Source organism: Herminiimonas arsenitoxidans (genome assembly GCF_900130075.1).
Classification (GTDB): Bacteria; Pseudomonadota; Gammaproteobacteria; order Burkholderiales; family Burkholderiaceae_D; genus Oxalicibacterium; species Oxalicibacterium arsenitoxidans.
Genome location: NZ_LT671418.1, coordinates 3,189,069 through 3,208,751, shown reverse-complemented (window position 1 = coordinate 3,208,751; position 19,683 = coordinate 3,189,069). Strand labels below are relative to the sequence as shown.

Annotated in this window: 14 protein-coding genes; 2 read left to right on the top strand and 12 right to left on the bottom strand. The window is 51.5% G+C overall.

Features of this window, described 5'->3' with window-relative positions; all coding sequences use genetic code 11:
- Nucleotides 1-20: 20 nt before the first annotated feature.
- The gene (gene waaA / locus BQ6873_RS15225; RefSeq protein WP_076593408.1) at nucleotides 21-1,289 is read right to left on the bottom strand and encodes a lipid IV(A) 3-deoxy-D-manno-octulosonic acid transferase; all 1,269 of its coding nucleotides are present in this window, start codon (nucleotides 1,287-1,289) and stop codon (nucleotides 21-23) included.
- 206 nt (nucleotides 1,290-1,495) lie between these two features.
- A complete protein-coding gene (locus BQ6873_RS15220) occupies nucleotides 1,496-2,872 on the bottom strand; it encodes a phosphomannomutase/phosphoglucomutase (RefSeq protein ID WP_173830606.1) in 1,377 nt (458 codons plus the stop codon).
- 349 nt (nucleotides 2,873-3,221) lie between these two features.
- On the opposite strand from BQ6873_RS15220, the gene BQ6873_RS15215 reads away from it, so the two are divergent.
- On the top strand, nucleotides 3,222-4,046 hold the full coding sequence (locus tag BQ6873_RS15215) for a symmetrical bis(5'-nucleosyl)-tetraphosphatase (RefSeq protein WP_076593407.1): 825 nt from the start codon (nucleotides 3,222-3,224) through the stop codon (nucleotides 4,044-4,046).
- Here the strand turns inward: BQ6873_RS15215 and BQ6873_RS15210 are convergent.
- From BQ6873_RS15210 to BQ6873_RS15185, 6 genes are read right to left on the bottom strand one after another with little or no spacing between them, the layout of a single operon-like run.
- A complete protein-coding gene (locus tag BQ6873_RS15210; RefSeq protein WP_231949359.1) occupies nucleotides 4,043-4,816 on the bottom strand; it encodes a lysophospholipid acyltransferase family protein in 774 nt (257 codons plus the stop codon). The genes BQ6873_RS15215 and BQ6873_RS15210 overlap by 4 nt on opposite strands.
- A 35-nt stretch (nucleotides 4,817-4,851) precedes the next feature.
- Entirely contained in the window at nucleotides 4,852-6,135 is a 1,284-nt protein-coding gene (locus tag BQ6873_RS15205; protein WP_076593406.1) for a dihydroorotase, read from the bottom strand.
- A 3-nt stretch (nucleotides 6,136-6,138) separates the two neighbouring features.
- Nucleotides 6,139-7,098 carry an aspartate carbamoyltransferase catalytic subunit gene (locus BQ6873_RS15200; protein WP_076593405.1) on the bottom strand — a complete coding sequence of 320 codons (960 nt, stop codon included), beginning with the start codon at nucleotides 7,096-7,098 and terminating at the stop codon, nucleotides 6,139-6,141.
- Nucleotides 7,091-7,609: a bifunctional pyr operon transcriptional regulator/uracil phosphoribosyltransferase PyrR gene (gene pyrR / locus BQ6873_RS15195; RefSeq protein WP_076593404.1), complete on the bottom strand. Its 519-nt coding sequence runs from the start codon at nucleotides 7,607-7,609 to the stop codon at nucleotides 7,091-7,093. The genes BQ6873_RS15200 and pyrR overlap by 8 nt, the downstream gene beginning before the upstream one ends.
- Nucleotides 7,584-7,979 (bottom strand): Holliday junction resolvase RuvX, encoded by a 396-nt coding sequence (gene ruvX, locus BQ6873_RS15190; protein WP_076593403.1) that lies wholly within the window; start codon nucleotides 7,977-7,979, stop codon nucleotides 7,584-7,586. The genes pyrR and ruvX overlap by 26 nt, the downstream gene beginning before the upstream one ends.
- A gap of 15 nt (nucleotides 7,980-7,994) precedes the next feature.
- A complete protein-coding gene (locus tag BQ6873_RS15185; RefSeq protein WP_076593402.1) occupies nucleotides 7,995-8,660 on the bottom strand; it encodes a YqgE/AlgH family protein in 666 nt (221 codons plus the stop codon).
- Nucleotides 8,661-8,773: 113 nt separating this feature from the next.
- Here BQ6873_RS15185 and BQ6873_RS15180 point away from each other — a divergent pair, with 113 nt between their 5' ends.
- The gene (locus tag BQ6873_RS15180) at nucleotides 8,774-10,252 is read left to right on the top strand and encodes a cryptochrome/photolyase family protein (protein WP_076593401.1); all 1,479 of its coding nucleotides are present in this window, start codon (nucleotides 8,774-8,776) and stop codon (nucleotides 10,250-10,252) included.
- A 73-nt stretch (nucleotides 10,253-10,325) separates the two neighbouring features.
- Here the strand turns inward: BQ6873_RS15180 and BQ6873_RS15175 are convergent, their stop codons facing one another.
- From BQ6873_RS15175 to BQ6873_RS15160, 4 genes are all read right to left on the bottom strand, one after another.
- On the bottom strand, nucleotides 10,326-16,220 hold the full coding sequence (locus BQ6873_RS15175) for a hybrid sensor histidine kinase/response regulator (RefSeq protein WP_076593400.1): 5,895 nt from the start codon (nucleotides 16,218-16,220) through the stop codon (nucleotides 10,326-10,328).
- A 146-nt stretch (nucleotides 16,221-16,366) separates the two neighbouring features.
- Nucleotides 16,367-18,658, bottom strand: a complete 2,292-nt coding sequence (locus tag BQ6873_RS15170) for a methyl-accepting chemotaxis protein (RefSeq protein ID WP_076593399.1) — start codon at nucleotides 18,656-18,658, stop codon at nucleotides 16,367-16,369.
- Between the two features lie 54 nt (nucleotides 18,659-18,712).
- Nucleotides 18,713-19,288, bottom strand: a complete 576-nt coding sequence (locus BQ6873_RS15165) for a chemotaxis protein CheW (protein ID WP_076593398.1) — start codon at nucleotides 19,286-19,288, stop codon at nucleotides 18,713-18,715.
- 10 nt (nucleotides 19,289-19,298) lie between these two features.
- Nucleotides 19,299-19,664, bottom strand: a complete 366-nt coding sequence (locus tag BQ6873_RS15160; RefSeq protein WP_076593397.1) for a response regulator transcription factor — start codon at nucleotides 19,662-19,664, stop codon at nucleotides 19,299-19,301.
- Between the last annotated feature and the right edge of the window lie 19 nt (nucleotides 19,665-19,683).

Here is a 19,683-nt window from a genome sequence, read left to right as displayed (position 1 = left end):
AGGCTGGCGAGTGTATGACATCACTTGATCAGCGGTATGAGTAACGCCATGGTACGCGCAGTTGCACCACCGTGCTGCTGAGCGAAGTGCTGTGCACTTTCACCCATCGTTGTTCGTGCAGTGTCGTCATCCAGCAAACGAATTGCCTGTTCCCACATTGCAGATGCATCCGCCACACGTAGAGCACCACCGGCAGCAATGGCATTCTCAGCTGCATCAGAAAAATTAAATGTATGTGGGCCTATCAACACCGGCTTGCCGACCGCACTGGCTTCTATCAAATTATGTCCACCCAAAGGCAGCAAGCTGCCGCCGACAAAAGCCACATCGCAAGCAGCATAGTAGGCAAACATTTCACCCATGGAATCGCCCAGGAATACGCGAACATCTGCAGTCAATTGATCACTGCCTATGGTGGAACGCCTGACCAGTGATAAACCACGCGCCTCAGCCAATTGCGCAACTTCATCGAAACGCTGCGGATGACGCGGCACGAGCAGCAACAAAATATCCGGCCGATTCTGTGCGAGTAAGGCATCCAGTATCAATGCTTCCTCACCATCGCGCGTATTCGCACATGCCAGCACCGAACGCGCGCCGAATTGCTTACGCAAGATGGCGCCACGCTGCAACATTGCTGCCGGTGGCACCACATCAAATTTGATACTGCCAGTGACGTGTACAGAAGGTGCGCCAAGTTGCCGTATGCGCGCAGCATCGCCTTCTGTTTGTGCCGCAACGCATGACATCGCAGCGGCAGCTTCAACAAACAGGGATGGAAATTTCAAACCCTTGTTCAAGGAGCGTTCGGACAAGCGTGCATTTACCAAAGCAACCGGCACACGATACTTGGTACATTGCACCATAACATTTGGCCAGACTTCGGTTTCCATCAATACACAGAGACTCGGCTTGAAGGCACGCAGGAAGCGCCCCACCATCCAACCCGTGTCATACGGTAGATAACTTTGCACCACACGTGTCTGCTTGCCGAACAAATCCTTGCCGGTCGCACGCCCTGTCGGCGTCATGTGCGTCAACAACAATACATGCGTCGGATAAGCCGTCAGCAAGGCATCAATCAAAGGCTGCGCTGCACGCGTTTCACCAACAGAAACTGCATGCACCCAGAGTACAGGCGCAGAACCATCGTAAGAAACACCGCGATAGAAGCCCAGACGCTCCGCAATATGTCGGCGATAGCCCGGCTCTTTGCGACCACGTACAAACAACCGCAGCAAGACGAGCGGCAAGGCAAACCACCAGGCAATGGAATAGATCAGGCGCATCGTATCAGTGTGCCTTCAGTTGTTCGTACACGGGCAGCATTGCTTGCATAAAGGGGGAAATTAGGGAAATTAAATGACGTCAGCCGTATTATGCAGCCTGCGCGGGAACTGGTGCTTATTCTTGATACCAGCCACCATCAGATCGTACGATTTCATCAACAGCCGCAATCGGCATTGCACCGATTGCGGCAAATCCAATTGTTGCCTTAATACGGCAATACCGCATCCGGCTTGGCCGCAAGTATCACGCGCTTGAACTCTGCCTGTATATGCTGCAAAGCCTGCTGCGATTCTGCTTCAAAACGCATCACGATCACCGGTGTGGTGTTCGACGAACGAGCCAGACCAAAACCATCCGGATATTCAACGCGCAAACCATCGATAGTGATGATCTGATCTGAACCAGGGAATTTCGCTTCACTCTGCATTTTGGCGATCAAAGGGAAGCTTTCGCCTTCTTTCAATTGCAATTGCAATTCCGGCGTGCTGACCGATTGCGGCAAGGCATTCAATACTGCCGAAGGATCTTTTTCACGACTCAACAATTCCAGCATACGTGCCCCTGCATACATGCCGTCGTCAAAACCGTACCATCTATCCTTGAAGAAAACGTGGCCGCTCATTTCGCCACCCAAAGGTGCGCCGGTTTCACGCATTTTTGCCTTGACCAGCGAGTGACCCGTCTTCCACATCAGTGGCTTGCCACCACGTTCAGTAATCCACGGCGCCAGATGACGCGTGCATTTGACGTCATACAAGATTTGTTCACCCGGATGACGCGTCAACACGTCCTGCGCAAACAACATTAACTGTCGATCTGGATAAATAATTTGACCATCCTTGGTCACCAAGCCCAAACGGTCACCATCACCATCGAAGGCCAAGCCGATTTCCGCGTCTGTCGTTTGCAGGCAATGGATCAGATCTTGCAGGTTTTCCGGATGCGCCGGATCGGGATGATGGTTAGGGAAAGTGCCATCTACTTCGCAAAATAATTCAATGACTTCGCAACCCAATGCGCGATACAAATCGCCAGCAAATGCACCTGCCACGCCATTGCCACAATCGATGGCTATCTTCATCGGGCGCACGAGTTTGACGTCGCTGACGATACGCTTCTCATACGTGGCTGCAATATCGTAAGTACGATAGCTGCCCTTGCCTTCTGCAAAATTCTGCTCAACGATGGCTTGGTACAAAGCTTGTATCGTATCGCCGTAAATCGCCTCGCCGGCCAACACCATTTTAAAACCGTTGTAGTCAGGAGGATTGTGACTGCCGGTGACCATGATGCCGGATTGCGTATCCAGCACATGCGTGCCGAAATAAACCATAGGCGTGGCAACCACACCAAGATCAACCACATCTATGCCTACGGATTGCATACCTTCTGCCAATGCTGTCGACAACTCAGGCCCGGACAAACGGCCATCGCGACCCAGCACGACGACTTGCTCGCCTTTGGCACGCACGGCACTACCGAAAGCGCGTCCGATATTACGGGCCACATCTGCATCCAGTGTCTTACCAATGATGCCGCGTATGTCATAAGCCTTGAAAATACTTTGCGAGAGAGTCAGCATGTCTAGTCGTTTTCCTTATCTGAAATAATGTATTAAGTCCGTAGCGAATCCAGCAACTCCTGCATCGGGCAATATCTGCAAAATGACCTTACCAATCATTTCAGCATACCTCGCACCGCATTTTATAGGAGCAAGTGCCCTTCTATCCAATCGGAAATGGATATTTAAGCGATGCCACTCTGTCAAGATGCTCTACTTCGACATGCACTCTGTCGTCTAGTTTCAATTATCTACAAACAATGGCTGTCTCTATGTTTTACTGCAATACAGAAATTCAATTGAATATCCGCGATAATTACGAGCATCCTGTTAGTTTTTCCCGAGCACTTTCATCTCAAACTATTCACTCATGACCACTTACGCAATTGGCGATCTGCAAGGTTGCCACACGCAATTAATCTCTCTGTTGGAAAAGATCGATGCGGCATCACCGAATGCACAATTGGTTTTCGTTGGCGACATAGTCAATCGCGGACCAAAATCGCTTGCCACGCTGAGACAGGTGCGCGCCTTGAGGGATCGTGCACGCATAGTGCTCGGCAATCACGATTTGAATTTGCTGGCAGTCGCCTGCGGTCTGCGCAAACCGCACGATAGCGACACGCTGGCAGACATCATGGCAGCCGACGATAGGGAAGAATTGATTACATGGTTGCGTCATCAACCGTTGGCGCTGGAACAGGATGGGCATTTGTGCGTACATGCTGGCGTGCTGCCGCAATGGACCGCACAACAAACCTTGTCTTTGTCACGCGAGGTAGAAGCCGCGCTGCAAGGTCCGAACTGGGTAGAATTTTTACAGAACATGTACGGCAATATGCCGACACTCTGGAATGATGATCTGCAAGGAGCGGATCGCTTGCGCTGCATCGTCAATGCGCTGACACGCGTACGTTTTTGCAAACCGGATGGCAGCATGGATTTCAAGGCAGTCGAAGGACTGGATCACACACCATCAGGATTGATGCCGTGGTTTGATGTACCGAATCGAAAAACGGAGAATACCTCCGTCGTCTTCGGGCACTGGTCTACATTGGGATTGACCTTGCGACCGAATTTGGCCGGACTGGATACAGGCTGTGTATGGGGTGGCAAGCTGACGGCCATCAATCTGGAAGACCGCACAACCATACAGGTCGATTGCCCGCAACATCAACGTCCAGGTAAAAGCTAAACGACGTACTTCGATGCGTCCGAGTAACCAAGCTTTTCTGCAATCACCTGACGCGCTGTGAGCGATAAATCACGGCGATGTACACCCACAGTTTCTATCGTCGGCAACAAGATCAACTGCGCAGTCATTTTGTGCGTCTTCATGATCAAGAGCATGCTGTCGACAAAGGTCATATCACCGATAAAATCGGCCGCAGTATGGAAATTTCCCTGCGCATCAACATAACGCAATGCATACGGTTGCACCGGTACACCTGCCTCAATCGCGGCTTCAAACAAATTGGGATGAAAAGGTAATAGCGTGCCTTGCGCTGCTGTCGTACCTTCAGGGAAAAATGCGATGCGATCACCTGCTTGTATGCTGGTAACCAAGCCTTCATACACGCGCCGCACTTCACGCTGTTTGCCGCGCGCGATAAAGATAGTCCCCGCTTTTTCACAAAGCCAGCCCAGCGCAGGCCAACTGCGTATATCCGCCTTCGCAACAAAACGACATGGCTGCAAAGAATTGATGACGAAAATATCCAACCATGAAACGTGATTGGACACGATCACGGCATGCGGCGCCTGCTCGACATCAGCCTGAATGTCCACTTGTATGCGCAAAATAGCCAGCAATTCGGCTGACCACTTCTTGATGCGTTTATCTCGATTGACCGGACTAATCAGCGGAAAAATAAATGCACTCGTACACAAGCCTTGCAGCAAATGCAGCATGACACGCACAAACGGCAAGACAACCATGCGGGTGCCTTGCCGATGAAGATCCATCCTATTTTCCAGAAGCATGCGTGAACCGATGATATTTATCGTTGGAATGCAATGTGACCGGCAACTATCGTTGCCTTCACTTGACCGGCTAATTCATAGCCGAGGAAAGGCGTATGTTTGCCTTGGCTTGCCAACGCTTTGGCAGCAACCGTCCAGCGCACTTCAGGATCGAACAGACAAATATCGGCCACGCTACCAACCGACAATTGTCCCGACGGCAAACCGACGATGCGTGCTGCATCAGCCGTGACTTTGGCAACTGCACGTGCGACCTGCTGTTTTTTATCGACGCAATCTTCAGCCCATTTCAAGGCCAGAGACAGCAACAATTCCAAACCTGTTGCGCCCGGTGATGCTTCACCGAAAGGCAGCAGTTTTTCATCATCATCGACTGGCGTATGGTCAGAACAGATCGCATCAATCGTGCCATCCAGCAAACCATTACGTATCGCATCCCGATCACGCTGACTGCGCAAAGGCGGTGTCAGGCGTGCGTTGGAATCGAAGAAACCAATATCGTTTTCCGTCAGATGAATATGGTGTGCGCCTACGTCGCAGGTAATAGGCAAGCCTTCTTTTTTCGCTGCACGCACCAACTCCAAACCTGCTGCGGTCGACATGCGGCAAAGATGCACGCGCGTACCAGTCACACGCACCAGCTCCAGTATCGTGTGCAAGGCGACCGTCTCAGCCATCACCGGCACACCAGACAAACCCAGACGCGAGGCAACCGGACCACTATGCGCCACACCATTACGACCCAGATGAGCATCTTGCGGACGCAACCACACGGTGAAGTCAAAAGTCTTTGCGTACTGCATCGCGCGCAACAAGACAGTGGTATCAAGAATTGGATGATCAGCTTGTGAGAAACCGATACAACCGGCGTCTGTCAATTCAGCCATTTCTGTCAGCGATTCGCCTTTCAAGCCTACCGTCAATGCACCGAGTGGGTAAACGTGTGCCTGATTCAGTGACTTGGCTCTGTGCTTAAGCATCTCGACCAAACCCGGCTCATCCAGCACAGGATCAGTATCCGGTGGACACACCAGACTCGTCACGCCGCCTTGCATCGCAGCCTGCATTTCGGATTCCAGCGTGGCTTTATATTCGTAACCCGGCTCGCGCAAACGCGCGCTCAGATCTACCAAGCCAGGTGCGACGACCAGACCGCTAGCATCAATCACTTTGCTGGCGACAAAACCTTCTGGTGCTTTGCCTATACCGGCGATTTTCCCCGCCGCGATATAGACATCCTGTTGCGCATCGATACCGTTGGCCGGATCAATCAGATGGCCGTTCTTAATATGAATTTTCATCTTTTAATTTCCCGCCAAAATACTCATCACTGCCATCCGTACTGCAATGCCGAATGTCACCTGCGGCAGAATCACTGCCTGCGTACCGTCAGCTACTGCCGATTCAATTTCCACACCGCGATTCATCGGGCCTGGGTGCATGACAATCGCATCCGGTTTGGCCAAGGCCAGACGTTCTGTCGTCAGGCCATAGCTCTTGAAGAATTCCTGCGCGGACGGCAGCAAGGCACCGCTCATGCGTTCATTCTGCAAGCGCAGCATGATGATGACGTCGACGTCTTTCAAACCCTTGTTGATATCGGTAAAGACGCGCACACCCATTTGCTCCAGACCGCTAGGCAACAATGTACGTGGGCCGATCGCACGAATTTCTGGCACACCGAGTGTGGTCAAGGCGTGGATATCTGAACGTGCCACACGGCTGTGCAGAATGTCGCCAACAATGGCAACAGTCAGATTAGTAAAATCTTTTTTGTAGTGCCGTATCGTGTACATATCCAGCAAACCCTGCGTCGGGTGCGCATGGCGGCCATCGCCGGCATTGACGACGTGTACATGCGATTGCGAGGTATCGCTTAAATGCTTGGCGATCAGATACGGCGCACCGGATTCTGCATGACGCACGACGAACATATCCGCATGCATCGCCGACAAATTGTCGATGGTATCGAGCAGCGATTCGCCCTTACTGGAACTCGAAGCCTGAATATTCAGATTGATCACATCAGCGGATAAACGCTTGGATGCGATTTCAAATGTAGTGCGCGTGCGGGTCGAGTTTTCAAAAAACAGATTGAAAACACTTTTGCCTCGCATCAGCGGTACTTTTTTCACTTCACGGTCGCCGATACTGACGAACGATGAAGCCGTATCCAGTATGTGCGTGATGTGCGCCTTGGACAGGCCTTCGATGGTGAGTAAATGTTGCAACTCACCGTTTTTATTCAATTGCGGATTAAGCATGATCCACCGTCAGGGAAAAGCGGCCGTCATCGGCCCGTTGAAGTACCAGCGACTGCTGGTCTGGAATGGAAAGCGTTTGTGCAACAAAATCGGCTGCGATCGGCAGTTCGCGGCCACCGCGATCAGCCAGTGCCGCCAACAGAATGCGTGCAGGGCGACCGTAGTCAAACAATTCATTGATCGCTGCGCGCGTGGTACGACCGGTGTAGAGCACATCATCTACCAGCAAGATGGTCGCGCCATCGACATCGAATGGAATCTGCGTCGGTTTCACATCAGGACGCAAACCTTTTTCCGAAAAATCGTCGCGATAAAAAGAAACGTCTATGAAACCTAGGCGCTCATTCAGCTGCAACTCCTGCGCCAAGCGTTCTGCGAGCCAGGCGCCGCCGGAATAGATACCGACTATCGCCACGTTTTCAGCTTTTGCCAAGCCGGTTTTCACTTGTTTCGCCAGCACTTGATACAGTGCTTCAGCGTCTAGTTCAGGATGCGGATTGGGTATAGTCATCGAAGTATTGTTGCAAGATGATTGCAGCGGCCTGATCATCAATCAGTTCGCCACGTTGATGAGAAATCACTGAGGATGAATAACGCTCATCCACCAGCACCGTAGTCACGCCAAAACGTCCATGCAGCTGATTTGCGAAACGACGGCAACGTACCGTCATTTCATGTTCTTCTCCATCGGGGTGACGCGGCAAGCCGACGATGCACAAGGAGGGTTGCCACTGCTTGACCAGTTCGGCAATCGCTGCAAACTTTGCATCGTTGGTAGCCGCGCTGATAATGGTCAGCGGCTGTGCTTGTTTCAATAATGTATTGCCAACTGCAACGCCGATACGCTTCAAGCCAAAGTCGAAACCCAGTACGGTTTCCACTAGCGCACGCCCTGATCACGCATGACCGGCCTCGCCACTTAGCATCATAGGATCGATACCAAGCAATTTAATCGCCGCAACAAAACGTTGCTCCAGCGGCATATCGAACAGAATGGTCGGATCGGCACGTACCGTCAACCAGCCATTACGGATGATTTCATCCTCAAGCTGACCTGCACCCCAACCGGAACACCCAAGGCTGATCAATAAACGCTGCGGACCGGCACCCAGTGCCACAGCGGCGAGAATATCCTTGGAAGTCGTCAAGGCGATATCATCCGTCACAGGCAAAGTCGACGAAAAATCGCCGCGCGGAGCATGCAGCACAAAACCGCGGTCAGCTTGCACCGGACCACCGTACAGTACCGGCGATTTATCCAGCGATGACAGCTCAGGAGCAATCTCCAAGGTCAAATCGATGCGGTTAAGCAATACATCTACCGTCATATCGGTTGGCTTGTTGATAATCACACCTAATGCGCCATTGGCATTATGCTCACACAGATACACGACTGTTCCACCAAAAATCGGGTCCAGCATGGAAGGCATCGCGATCAGGAAATGATCGGCCAAATTCAATGAATCACGGGATGAAGTATGCGGTGTTGCGGAAAAATCGAGGGATTCCCAAGGTGAATCGGGATGTTCTGGGGATTTGCTAGTCTTACGTTGCTTCGGCATGGACGTTATTTTATCAGTTTTAGCCGTATTCTCGCTTCCAAACCGCGTATTCCATCGATTTTGCTCATATTTTCCCAATTTCCATCTGCTCTTTGAATATTACCCACGCCTCCATGCTGCCATTTGAAAAAACTCTGGTTTGGTTTCGCCGCGATTTACGCGCTTACGATCACGCCGCTTTGCACCATGCATTGACGCAAAGCAGACAGGTGTATTGCGTCTTTATTTTCGACCGCGCCATTCTGGACTCCTTACCGAAATACGACCGACGCGTCGAATTTATCCATGCCAGCCTTCTGGAACTCAGCCAGACATTGCAGTCCCTCGGCGGCGGTTTGATCGTACGTCACGCATGGGCAGAACAAGCTATACCGGAATTAGCAGCTGAACTAGGTGTGGCTGCCGTCTTCACCAATCATGACTACGAACCACAAGCAATTGAGCGCGACGCACGAGTTGCCACTGCTCTGCAAGCTTCCGGACGAGTCCTGCACACATTTAAAGATCAGGTGATCTTTGAAAAAGACGAAGTCCTGTCGCAAGCTGAAAAACCTTTCTCTGTCTTCACACCCTATAAAAATGCATGGCTGAAGAAACTACATGCGGGGCCTGACTCAGCTTACCTATCTCCCTACGAAATCGATGCGCATCGCGCGCATTTCGCGCCATTGCCAGCAAACAGCAATGCCATCCTATCGTTGCAGGAACTTGGTTTCGAAAAAACCAATTTATCGGAATTGAATATTCCAACTGGCATGCAAGGCGGCCAAGTGTTACTCGATGATTTTGCCGAGCGGATGAAGAACTACGACCATGCACGCGACTTCCCCGCCATCAAAGGGCCGTCTTATTTATCCGTACATCTGCGTTTCGGCACAATTTCCATCCGTGCACTGGCACGGCATGCACTTGATGCCATGCGCATGGGTACAGGAAGCAGCGGCGCTGCCGTATGGTTGTCCGAATTGGTGTGGCGCGATTTCTACTTCATGATTCTGTCTCACCATCCACATGTAATACATCGTTCCTTCAAGCCGGATTACGACGCCATCATTTGGGAAAGTGGCGAGCATGCGCAACATTTGTTCCAATCATGGTGTGATGGCAAAACCGGCTACCCTTTGGTCGATGCCGCGATGGCACAACTGAATCAAACCGGCTATATGCACAATCGTTTGCGCATGGTCACCGCATCCTTCCTGATCAAGGATCTGGGCATAGACTGGCGTTGGGGCGAACGTTACTTCGCTGACAAACTCAATGACTTCGATCTCGCGGCCAACAACGGCGGCTGGCAATGGGCATCGTCTTCTGGTTGCGATGCCCAACCTTATTTCCGTATCTTCAATCCCATTACGCAATCAGAGAAATTCGACCCCGATGGAAAATTCATACGTCGTTATCTGCCGCAACTAAAAGATTTATCCAACAAACATATCCACGCACCATGGCGTTTAGCGGCTATGGAATTAAAAATGGCAGGCATAGAGCTGGGTGAGAATTATCCGAACCCCATCATCCAGCATGAAGAAGCGCGTGCACGTACGTTACAGCGTTATGCCGTAGTCAAAAAAGTTGCGACACATGATTAGAGTGTGCCTCAGCACATAAAAAAATCCCGCAGGATAAATGCGGGATTTTCATTTTTGATCAAACGATAAACGCTCAGTTGAGTGATGTTTCCTTAGCGATAAAACCTGCAATCAACTTGATCAGGGCTTCTTCCTGATACGGCTTACCTAGATACTCATTCACACCCAGTTCCATCGCGTAATTACGATGCTTGCTAGCCGTGCGTGAAGTAATCATGATGATAGGAATATCACGCGTACGTTCATCGTCGCGGATGTTACGTGTCAAATCGAAACCATCCATGCGCGGCATTTCGATATCGACCAGCATCACATCAGGCTTGATCGACTGCAGATGCTGCAAGGCATCAACACCATCCTTAGCCAGCACGACTTGATAACCTTCGCGCGTCAGCAAGCGCTGCGTCACGCGGCGCACGGTCAAGGAATCGTCCACCACCATCACGATATGCTGAGTACGCAAACCCTGCACCGGCTCTGCCTTGAGTGCTGTTGGCTCAAAAGTCGCCATTTCAGCCACTGCGCCCATGCCATCTGGCGCATCGGATGGCGTCAGACGTGGCGCGCGAATATTATCCAGTGCGACACGTTGTGCCAGCGGCACCGGATTCAGGATCAAGACGATCTCACCTGAGCCGAGCACCGTTGCGCCAGCGATGCCTATCATGCGCGACAACTGCGGTCCGATATTCTTCACCACGACCTCGCGATTGCCGAGGATCTCATCGACATGCAAAGCCACACGATCATTACCGCTCTTCAGAATCAGCAAAGGCGAGTATTGCTGCGTCACTGGTGCGATATCGACATCACCCAGCAAGGTCGGCAAATAATGCATAGGCACACGTTGCGATTGCCACATCACTGCGCCTTCGTTATAGGCGGCGGCCAAAGGCCCGGTTTTCAGTTGTTGAACTTGTTCGACCAATACCGACGGAATCGCATAGATCTTGCCGCCCGACGAAAGAATCACAACTTGCGTCACAGCCAAGGTCAGAGGCAAGTGAATCGTGAAATTCGCGCCTTTGCCAGATTCCGACGCAATCGCCACACGACCGCCCAAGGACGCAGCTTCCGAACGCACCACGTCCATGCCTATGCCGCGACCAGCCAATTCTGTAATTTCTTCTGCAGTCGAGAAGCCCGGATGGAAAATCAAATCGGTTACTTCCGCATCCGACAAATCCATATCGTTGGTCAGCAAACCGCTAGTCAGTGCCTTGTTGCGAATATTGCTCAGATTCAAACCCTGGCCATCATCGGAGAAATGAATAACCACTTCATTACCCTCTTGCCGGATTTCGATACGCAATTCGCCGGCTTCATTCTTGCCGGCAGCACGCCGCTGCTCACGCGACTCGATACCGTGCACGATGGCATTGCGCAACAGATGCTCGAACGGCCCGGCCATTTTTTCCAATACGCTACGATCGATCTCGACTGCGCTACCGCGGATATCGAGATTGACGCGTTTGTCCATTTCCTTCGCAGCTTGACGCGTCACGCGGAACAGACGTTCGGAGATGCTGGCAAATTGCACCATACGCACACGCATCAAATCCTGCTGCAAATCACGTGTCAGACGCGCCTGCATCGTCAAATCAGTGCTGGCACTATCGATGGTCCGACTCAAATTCTGCTGCACCGAACCGACGTCATTGACGCTCTCAGCCATCATGCGAGTCAATTCTTGCAAGCGGGTAAAGCGATCGAATTCCAGCGGATCGAATTCTCTATCTGCAGAAATACCCATGCGCGATGTAATTTGCGATTCCGCCTGCATTTCAATTTCACGCAATTGCTCGCGCAGACGCACCACGTTTTCCGACAACTCGCCCATCGATAGTCGCAAGCTACCAACTTCGGTTTCCAGCTTGGAACGAGAGATCGATACTTCACCCGCCTGATTGACCAGGCGATCCAGAATGTCAGCACGTACACGCACCAATGGCGCAGATACCGCCGACGCAAGTGCGCCTGCATTTGGCGTCAATGGCGCAAGACGATTATTCGCAATCGGCATCGCGCTATGAATCAGCGGCGGCTCTTCTTTAGTTGCGTGCTTGTCCTCAGCAATATTTGCTGTAGCTGATGCAGCCTTCGGATCCTGATTTTGCAATTGCTCAAACAAGTACAAGCCGTGGTCATAACGTGCCAGCAAATCTTCCAGCGCTGCCGCTGAAGGATGACCGGCGTGCGTAATATTTTCGATACGCGTTTCCATCTCATGCATGTGCTGACCCAGCGACATTGCACCAGCCATACGTGCACTACCCTTGATCGTATGCAGCAAGCGCGCCAATGATTGCGGCAACATCGCGTTGCCGAGATCGTGTTGCCATGCGCGTAATGCCTGCCCCATCTGCGGCAGCATATCGCGACCTTCTTCGATAAAAACCGGCAATAAATCAGCATCGATCTCATCTCGGATGAGCAGCGATGGGTCCGCGAGTTCTTCATCTAATTGCGGATAAACCGGTTCCGCAAAAGGAGCTGGTTCAAAGTTAGCGGACTCGATTGCAGCCACTGAGGGAACAGCTTCGAGCGCGGGCGATAGAACATTCGTATCCGTCGTTCCTACGTCATGCGGTGCATCGGCAGGAATGTGCGAACTTTGTTCTATTGGCTGCGTGTCGTTTGCATCATTCGGCAAATCAACGACTGCCGAACGCATGGTGGAACGCGCCTCGAAATCTTCCGGCATGCGCGCCAATATCTCGACCTGCTCCGGTTCGAAATCAGGCATTTCTCCCAGTGCGAACATTTGCAGCATGAAACGTATGCGCTCTACTGCGTACTCCAGTGCATCGTATTCCGAGATAAGCAATTTGACCGGTTTGCGTGCCAGATATTGCAGTACGGTTTCCAGCGCATACGCAATTTCTTGCAAAGGTTTGAAGCCTACAGTGGCGGAACTACCTGCCAACGAATGAGCAGCATGCACCGCTTGTATGCTGACATGGCGATCCGGCTCATGGCGCCATTCGGCTATGTCTTGCGACAGAAAACGCACCAGCTCATCGGTTTCTGCCAGATAAATATTATGCAGAGGCAAACTGATTTCCAGATCACCTATGTATTTGATGTTGTCATCATTTCTGAGCGCAGAAGGTTTGTTTGGGAAATCGATTACGTCTGCAATCGGCAAATGCGGCACTTCCGGCAGAGGGTCTAATTCCAAATGATCAAATTCGCCAACCGGCTGCAGTGTTTTTACCTCATCAGCAACTTCTGCCGTCGCATCAAATTTATGAAATTGCGCCAATTCTTCATCGCTTAATTCCAGCTCTTCTGCTTCCGTCGCTGCCAGCGTTTCTTCACTGCCAAATTCGATAGCATGTTCCGACTCTGGCTCTTCCGCTACAGCGGATGCTGGCGCTTCTGCTGCCATGACTGCGGAGGCTGCATGCGGCGCATCTTCCGTTACATCATAAGAGAAGCCTTCGCCATTCTTGACGCGCTCAGATGCACTGATCAATGCATGACCTATGCGGTCCGAACGACCTTGTATTTGCAAATCATTGACCCATGCATCCAACACCTGTGTTGCATGCTCCAACAAAGCATACAAATCAGGATCGCCGCCACGCGTTTCAGACAAGCGTAGATTCAAAACCTGTTCCACGCTCCAGGCTGCTTCGCCAAAAGCGATCAGCCCGACCATGCGGCCGCTGCCTTTCAAGGTATGGAAGGAACGACGCAAGGTCGTCAAATATTCCTGATTGTGTGGCGCATTGCGCGATTCTGGAATTGTCTGTTTCACGCAATCCAGAACTTCTACTGCTTCAGATAAAAATATTTCCAGCAGCTCGGCATCGATCGCTTCATCGGTGACAGGTGTCGGCAATGGCGCGATATCTGCGATATGTGATGTGGATTTGATCGGCGCAGCGGCAGCCAGAGCGACATCGCCCATCGCATCATGCGATGCAACGAAATCTGGGCTTTCCAGCATATCGATAACAGCCCGCGCTCTGTCATTGGCTTCCGGATTATCAACCAGTGTTGCATCCAGACGTATCTGCTCCAACGATTCCTTGAGCTGTTCCTGCAACAGTGAATTATCAGGTTCTGCAGCAAGCGAGATCGCCAACTCTTCCGATTGCTTCTGATGATAGGCAAGCTCTGCTTCTACCGTAGGCAAATCCGGCGCATCAAATGTACGATCTGCAGCAATGGTATTCGTCGCATCAGAAACAGGGACAACGACCACATCCAGCTCGCCATTTGACGTTTCATGTTTCTCTGTCAGATTAGCGTGAAAAACACCCAATTTTTCGTCAAAAGAAAAACGATTTTTGACGCCATCTGGATGCAGTTGCAAGGTCTCGATAAAGAAACTCAAAGCGCCTACGTTTTGTGCAACCTGCTCGAACTCTTGCACATACGGCTCTTCTTCAGCATCGATAAACCGACGTACTGCAGCTTGCGTATGTTGTACTGCACGTACCGCATCTTCCTGTTCAAGCACAGAAAGCGCGCCACTGATTTGATACAAGATGACATCGATATCCGCCAGGCCCGCACGCTGCGTCGTATCTCTGAAATACTCATCCAGCATTTTTTCTACTTGACGCAGACTCGATTGCATCTCGCCTGCCAGCGCAGCCATGGTTTGGCGCTCTTGCGCTTCACGCGACATTTCATCCAGCCATTGCGCTGAATGCGGCAATACTTCACCCGAAACAGCCGAGAGCAAACGTGCCGTTACCGCATCGGCACGCTCGGAAAAATCATCCGACAAATGACCGATCTGCTGCAATGCGTTTTCAACGAATAAAAGACTGGTGGCGATTTCCAGACTCAGGCTATCGCCCGGTTGCGAGTGCGCTGCATGGCGCGCAATCCCGCTTAACTCTCGCAACAATTTCGCCAATGCTGGCGCATTCAGACGATTGCCCGCTTCTGCCAAACCCGTCATTTCCTTCTCGAAGGCTGACGATACGCTGGCGTCACCACCGGCAATGCGATTCCATAAATTCTTGGCTTGCGACAAACGTTCTTTTGCCTGCGCTAATGCCTGCGCATCGATCTGGCCGTAACGTTTTTTCTCGTAATCGCTAGGCACGACACCATCGAGTTGATAGGCGGTGCGTATTTGTTGCACCGCTGTCGAAGGATGTTCAACACGTGCGATGAAAAACAAGGCATCGCGTAATAATCTTTCCGTAATACTGGAAGAGCCTTCGCTCAAGCGACGTATCTGCAAATTGATACGCGCGAACAATTGTTTGACGTACAGCTCGTTTGGCACCTGACCAGCAGATACTGCATCGGCAAAACCGCGCATCACCCACCAAAAAGCACGTCCTTGTTGGGTATTCTGTGCTTGTTCTACGCGCAAAATAATATCGCGCATGGCTTGCGCACTGCTCAAACCTGAAGCATCACCAGAGTTTTTCAGGAACAACAAGAGCGCACGTTCAAAACGTTTGCGTAAAGATACGTAATCCTCATGTGAGAGCTTGGTCGAAGCAGACGGCAACTGTGGACGGATAGCCAGATTCGGAAAAAACAAATCGGCAGGATGTATACGTTCTGCGCCACGCACTTGCAACAGCGCACGATAGTAAGGGAAGAGACGAACCGGTTGATGTGATGCGCCCGCCAGCAATTCTTCAAGATATTCAAGCAAGGCTTGATAAGCATGCGTAATCGCACGCACGCTGTCATCATCCAAAATCAGCTGACCAGACTCAAAACGATCGAATAAATCTTCGACGGTTTCCGTCATGATGACGACGCCATCGATATCCACCATCTGCAAGGCGCCATGTGCCTGATGCAAATAAGCCTTGGCATGACGCATGGTGGTCGATTGATTTTCGGCATCCTGCATCAAGGCTTCGCCCAGCGCAATTTTCGAGCGTGTCAGCGCGCCGCTGATTTCACCTATCACCCAGGACAAAGGGCCGGTATCGAAGTGTTCCTTGTTACCTTGCGGCACAGAGGAGGAAGGGGTATTCATGACTGCCTCGCGGGTGCGGAGGTGATCAACTACTTATGAATTGATCACCGCAATTGCTGTTGGGCCTGAGCCACTGCAAGCCTGCAAATAAACTCGTATCCATCTTGCGCATCAAACTAATCCAGCTTCGTGAAGCCAGCTTCGTCTTAAGCCGTGACGCGGAAGCGCGATACCGAGTTCTTCAGTTCTTCAGCCAGTTTTGACAATTCGCGAATCGAATGCGCAGTCTGCTGCGTACCTTCTTGCGTTTGTTCTGTCACTGTCAAAATGCCTTGAATATTTTGCGCTACGCCGTTGGCTGATGTTGCCTGCTGTTCGGTCGCGGATGAAATGCCTTGAATCAGTTCCGCCAAACGGTTGGAAACGCGTCGGATATCGGACAGCGCCGCACCGGCAGCATCGGAAAGTTTTGCACCTTCGACCACACCCTGCGTCGATTTTTCCATAGCGGCAACCGCATCGTGGGTATCGGTTTGAATCGTACGGACCAACGCACCAATCTGCTTGGTCGCTTCACCGGAACGTTCCGCCAGTCGCTGCACCTCTTCCGCAACCACTGAGAAACCACGACCTGCTTCGCCTGCTGACGCCGCCTGAATCGCCGCGTTCAACGCCAAGACGTTGGTCTGTTCGGTAATGTCGGAAATCAGCTCAGTGATCTCACCAATCTCTTGTGAGGATTCACCGAGGCGTTTGATTCGTTTCGAGGTTTCCTGGATTTGTTCACGAATCTCGTTCATACCCTTGATCGCGTTTTCCACCGCACGTGAACCTTCTTCCGCCGCCGTCACCGACTGGCGCGCAACTTCTGCTGATTCATTCGCTGATTTGGAAACGTCGGTAATCTGTACCGCCATCTCCAATACCGCTTGACCGGTTTCTTGAATATCGCGCGATTGCTTGTGCGACGCTTCCAGCAGTTCGGTTGAAATATTCTGTGCTTGCGTCGATGCCGAAGTAACTTGCTCCGCAGTATTCGTCACGCGTCCTACCAGTCCACGCAACTCTTCCACCGTGTAGTTTACCGAATCGGCAATCGCGCCGGTGATGTCTTCCGACACCGTTGCCTGCACGGTCAAGTCACCATCCGCCACTTCCTGCAATTCATTCATCAGACGCAAAATCGCGGCCTGGTTTTGATCGTTAGCCTGTTTCGCTTCTTCTTCCTGCTTCTGCGCTTCCAGTCGTTGACCTTCCGCTTCCAGACGACGCGCATCCGCTTCCTTGGTGCGATTACGGCTGTCCTGCAACAGAACCAAGGCAATACCGGCAGCAGACAACAGCGCAGCCAGTACGCTCAACAACATCAACCAGAATGGCAGCGTCAACGAATCCTGCTCGCTACGATAGCTTTGTTGCAGCTCAGTCAAACGTTGCTTCAGCGCTTCGTTTTCTTTAAAGATCAATTCCTCAGCTTGTTTCGCTGCAATAAAGTTTTGCAGATTGCCGAGAATCAGTGCGATCGATTTTTGATACTCGCCAAATGTTGCTTGCAGCTCGAGCAGTTTGTCGCGGGTATCCGGTTCCGTAGTTTTACTCAAACGCAGCACATCGCTACCGTTCAAGAAGCCATCAACAATCTCGCGGAAGGTGTTGGTATCTTTACCCAGCAAGAAAGCTGTTTCCGGGTTCACACCTTCCGAACTCAGAAATTCGTTCGCGCTACGTGCCAGACGTTGCGTCAACATCACGAGCTGACCGGCAGCAGCCGTTTCACGCGGTGATGCACCACCTTGTGCTTTCAGCGTTGAAATCTGCTCCGTCAATTCCAGCAAGTTTGGAGAAATGCTGTTCAAGGTTTGCAGTGTGGTACCGAAACCTGTCAGTTCTTTTTCCAACTTCAAAATCGTGGCAGCAGCCTTGTCGGAACCAGCCCATAATTTTTGCGTTTCTTGCAGCATCGCACTCATCTGCGCATCTGGTGCGCTGATATTGCGTCCTTGATATACGCCGCCTTTGGACAGAATCGACAAGTCGTTATTGAATTCTTTACGGCTGTCTGCCAATTGCTTGAACGCTTCCTTATTACCTTGAATCGCATTCGGTGTTGCCTTACCTACCCGCTGCGAGTGCATCAGCGCATCGCCGGCAATCTGCGTTTGTGTCGACGTCAGCGCAGAGTAATCTGCATTCAGCCAAACGAAGATCGCGCCCAAGGCCAGCGAAGTGCCCAGTGCGATCAAGAGTATACGAACCTGTTGTTGCAGTGGCAGCTTGCCGATCAAAGGCAAACTGATATCGCCACTTTTTTGCAATACGTCGCCGATGTAAGTCGCGTTCGGATTGACATTGGCACGCGTTACCGGCGCAACTGGAATATCCGTCCCGTATGCCGCAGCTTGCAGATTCTCATCAGTTGGCACAGCGCTGTTGGCATCGTCGCCCTGTGTAGCCGTCTCTTTTTTATTTTGTGAAAAGAGCGGTAATTTAAACGCCATACTGATTCTCCTGATTCTGTTTATGAAGTGCCCGGGCTCTCATTCCCAAGCTACTCATAGGCCGACGTGCAAAAATTGAGGATTTTGAATTACTGAAGACAAATCAAGTTCAGTCCAGACTTGCGACTCTTGATCCGTATAGCGCTTGCTCGCCCATGGCGTAGCCTGATCGTCGCTCTCGGCTTGCGGCTGCATCTCGGCAACGTTACGCAAACCCAGAACACGCGACACCAATAAAGCACTATTAAATGAAAGCGCAGGTCCGAATGCGACGATGCGACTGTCTTTATCTATTGTTGTCGGTGCATGACCTTGAAAACGCGCAAAGTCGATCACACTGATCAAATTACCGCGGATATTCGTCAGACCAAGAAACCATGGCTGCGTCAGTGGCACTGGTGTAATTGCGCCAACCGAGACGATCTCGCCCGCGGTCTGTAAATTCAGCAACCAGCGACTCTCGCCTATCATCACGCCGAGCTGATTAACGTGCGTATCCTCGCCGCTGCGAGCAGTCTGCATGCGCTCCACCAACTGCGCCTGGAACTCGCGCAAGCGCGTGCGACGTGCAGCAATATCTCGTTTCGGAGATGCAGTATCCGTTTGAAATTCCGGCGTGGGCTGGCTCATGAAGAACTACTTATCCGAGCGCAGCGATTTTTGCTAGCAGTTCTGCTGGGTCCACCGGTTTGACGATGTAATCGCGCGCCCCCTGGCGTAATCCCCAGATGCGATCGGTTTCCTGACCTTTGCTGGTGCAGATGATGATAGGTACGTCTTGTGTGTCCGGATCGCGCGTGATGGAGCGTGTTACCTGAAAGCCGTTCTGGCCCGGCATCACGATATCCATCAAAATCAATTGCGGCTTGTCTGCCTTGATTTTCAACAATGCTTCTTCACCGTTCTCTGCGGTAGAGACGGAAAAACCTTTTTTAATCAGGATGTCGGTGAGGAAATAACGTTCGGTCGGGGAATCGTCTACGACGAGAATTTTCTGAATAGCCATCTGAATGAAACCTTTAGAT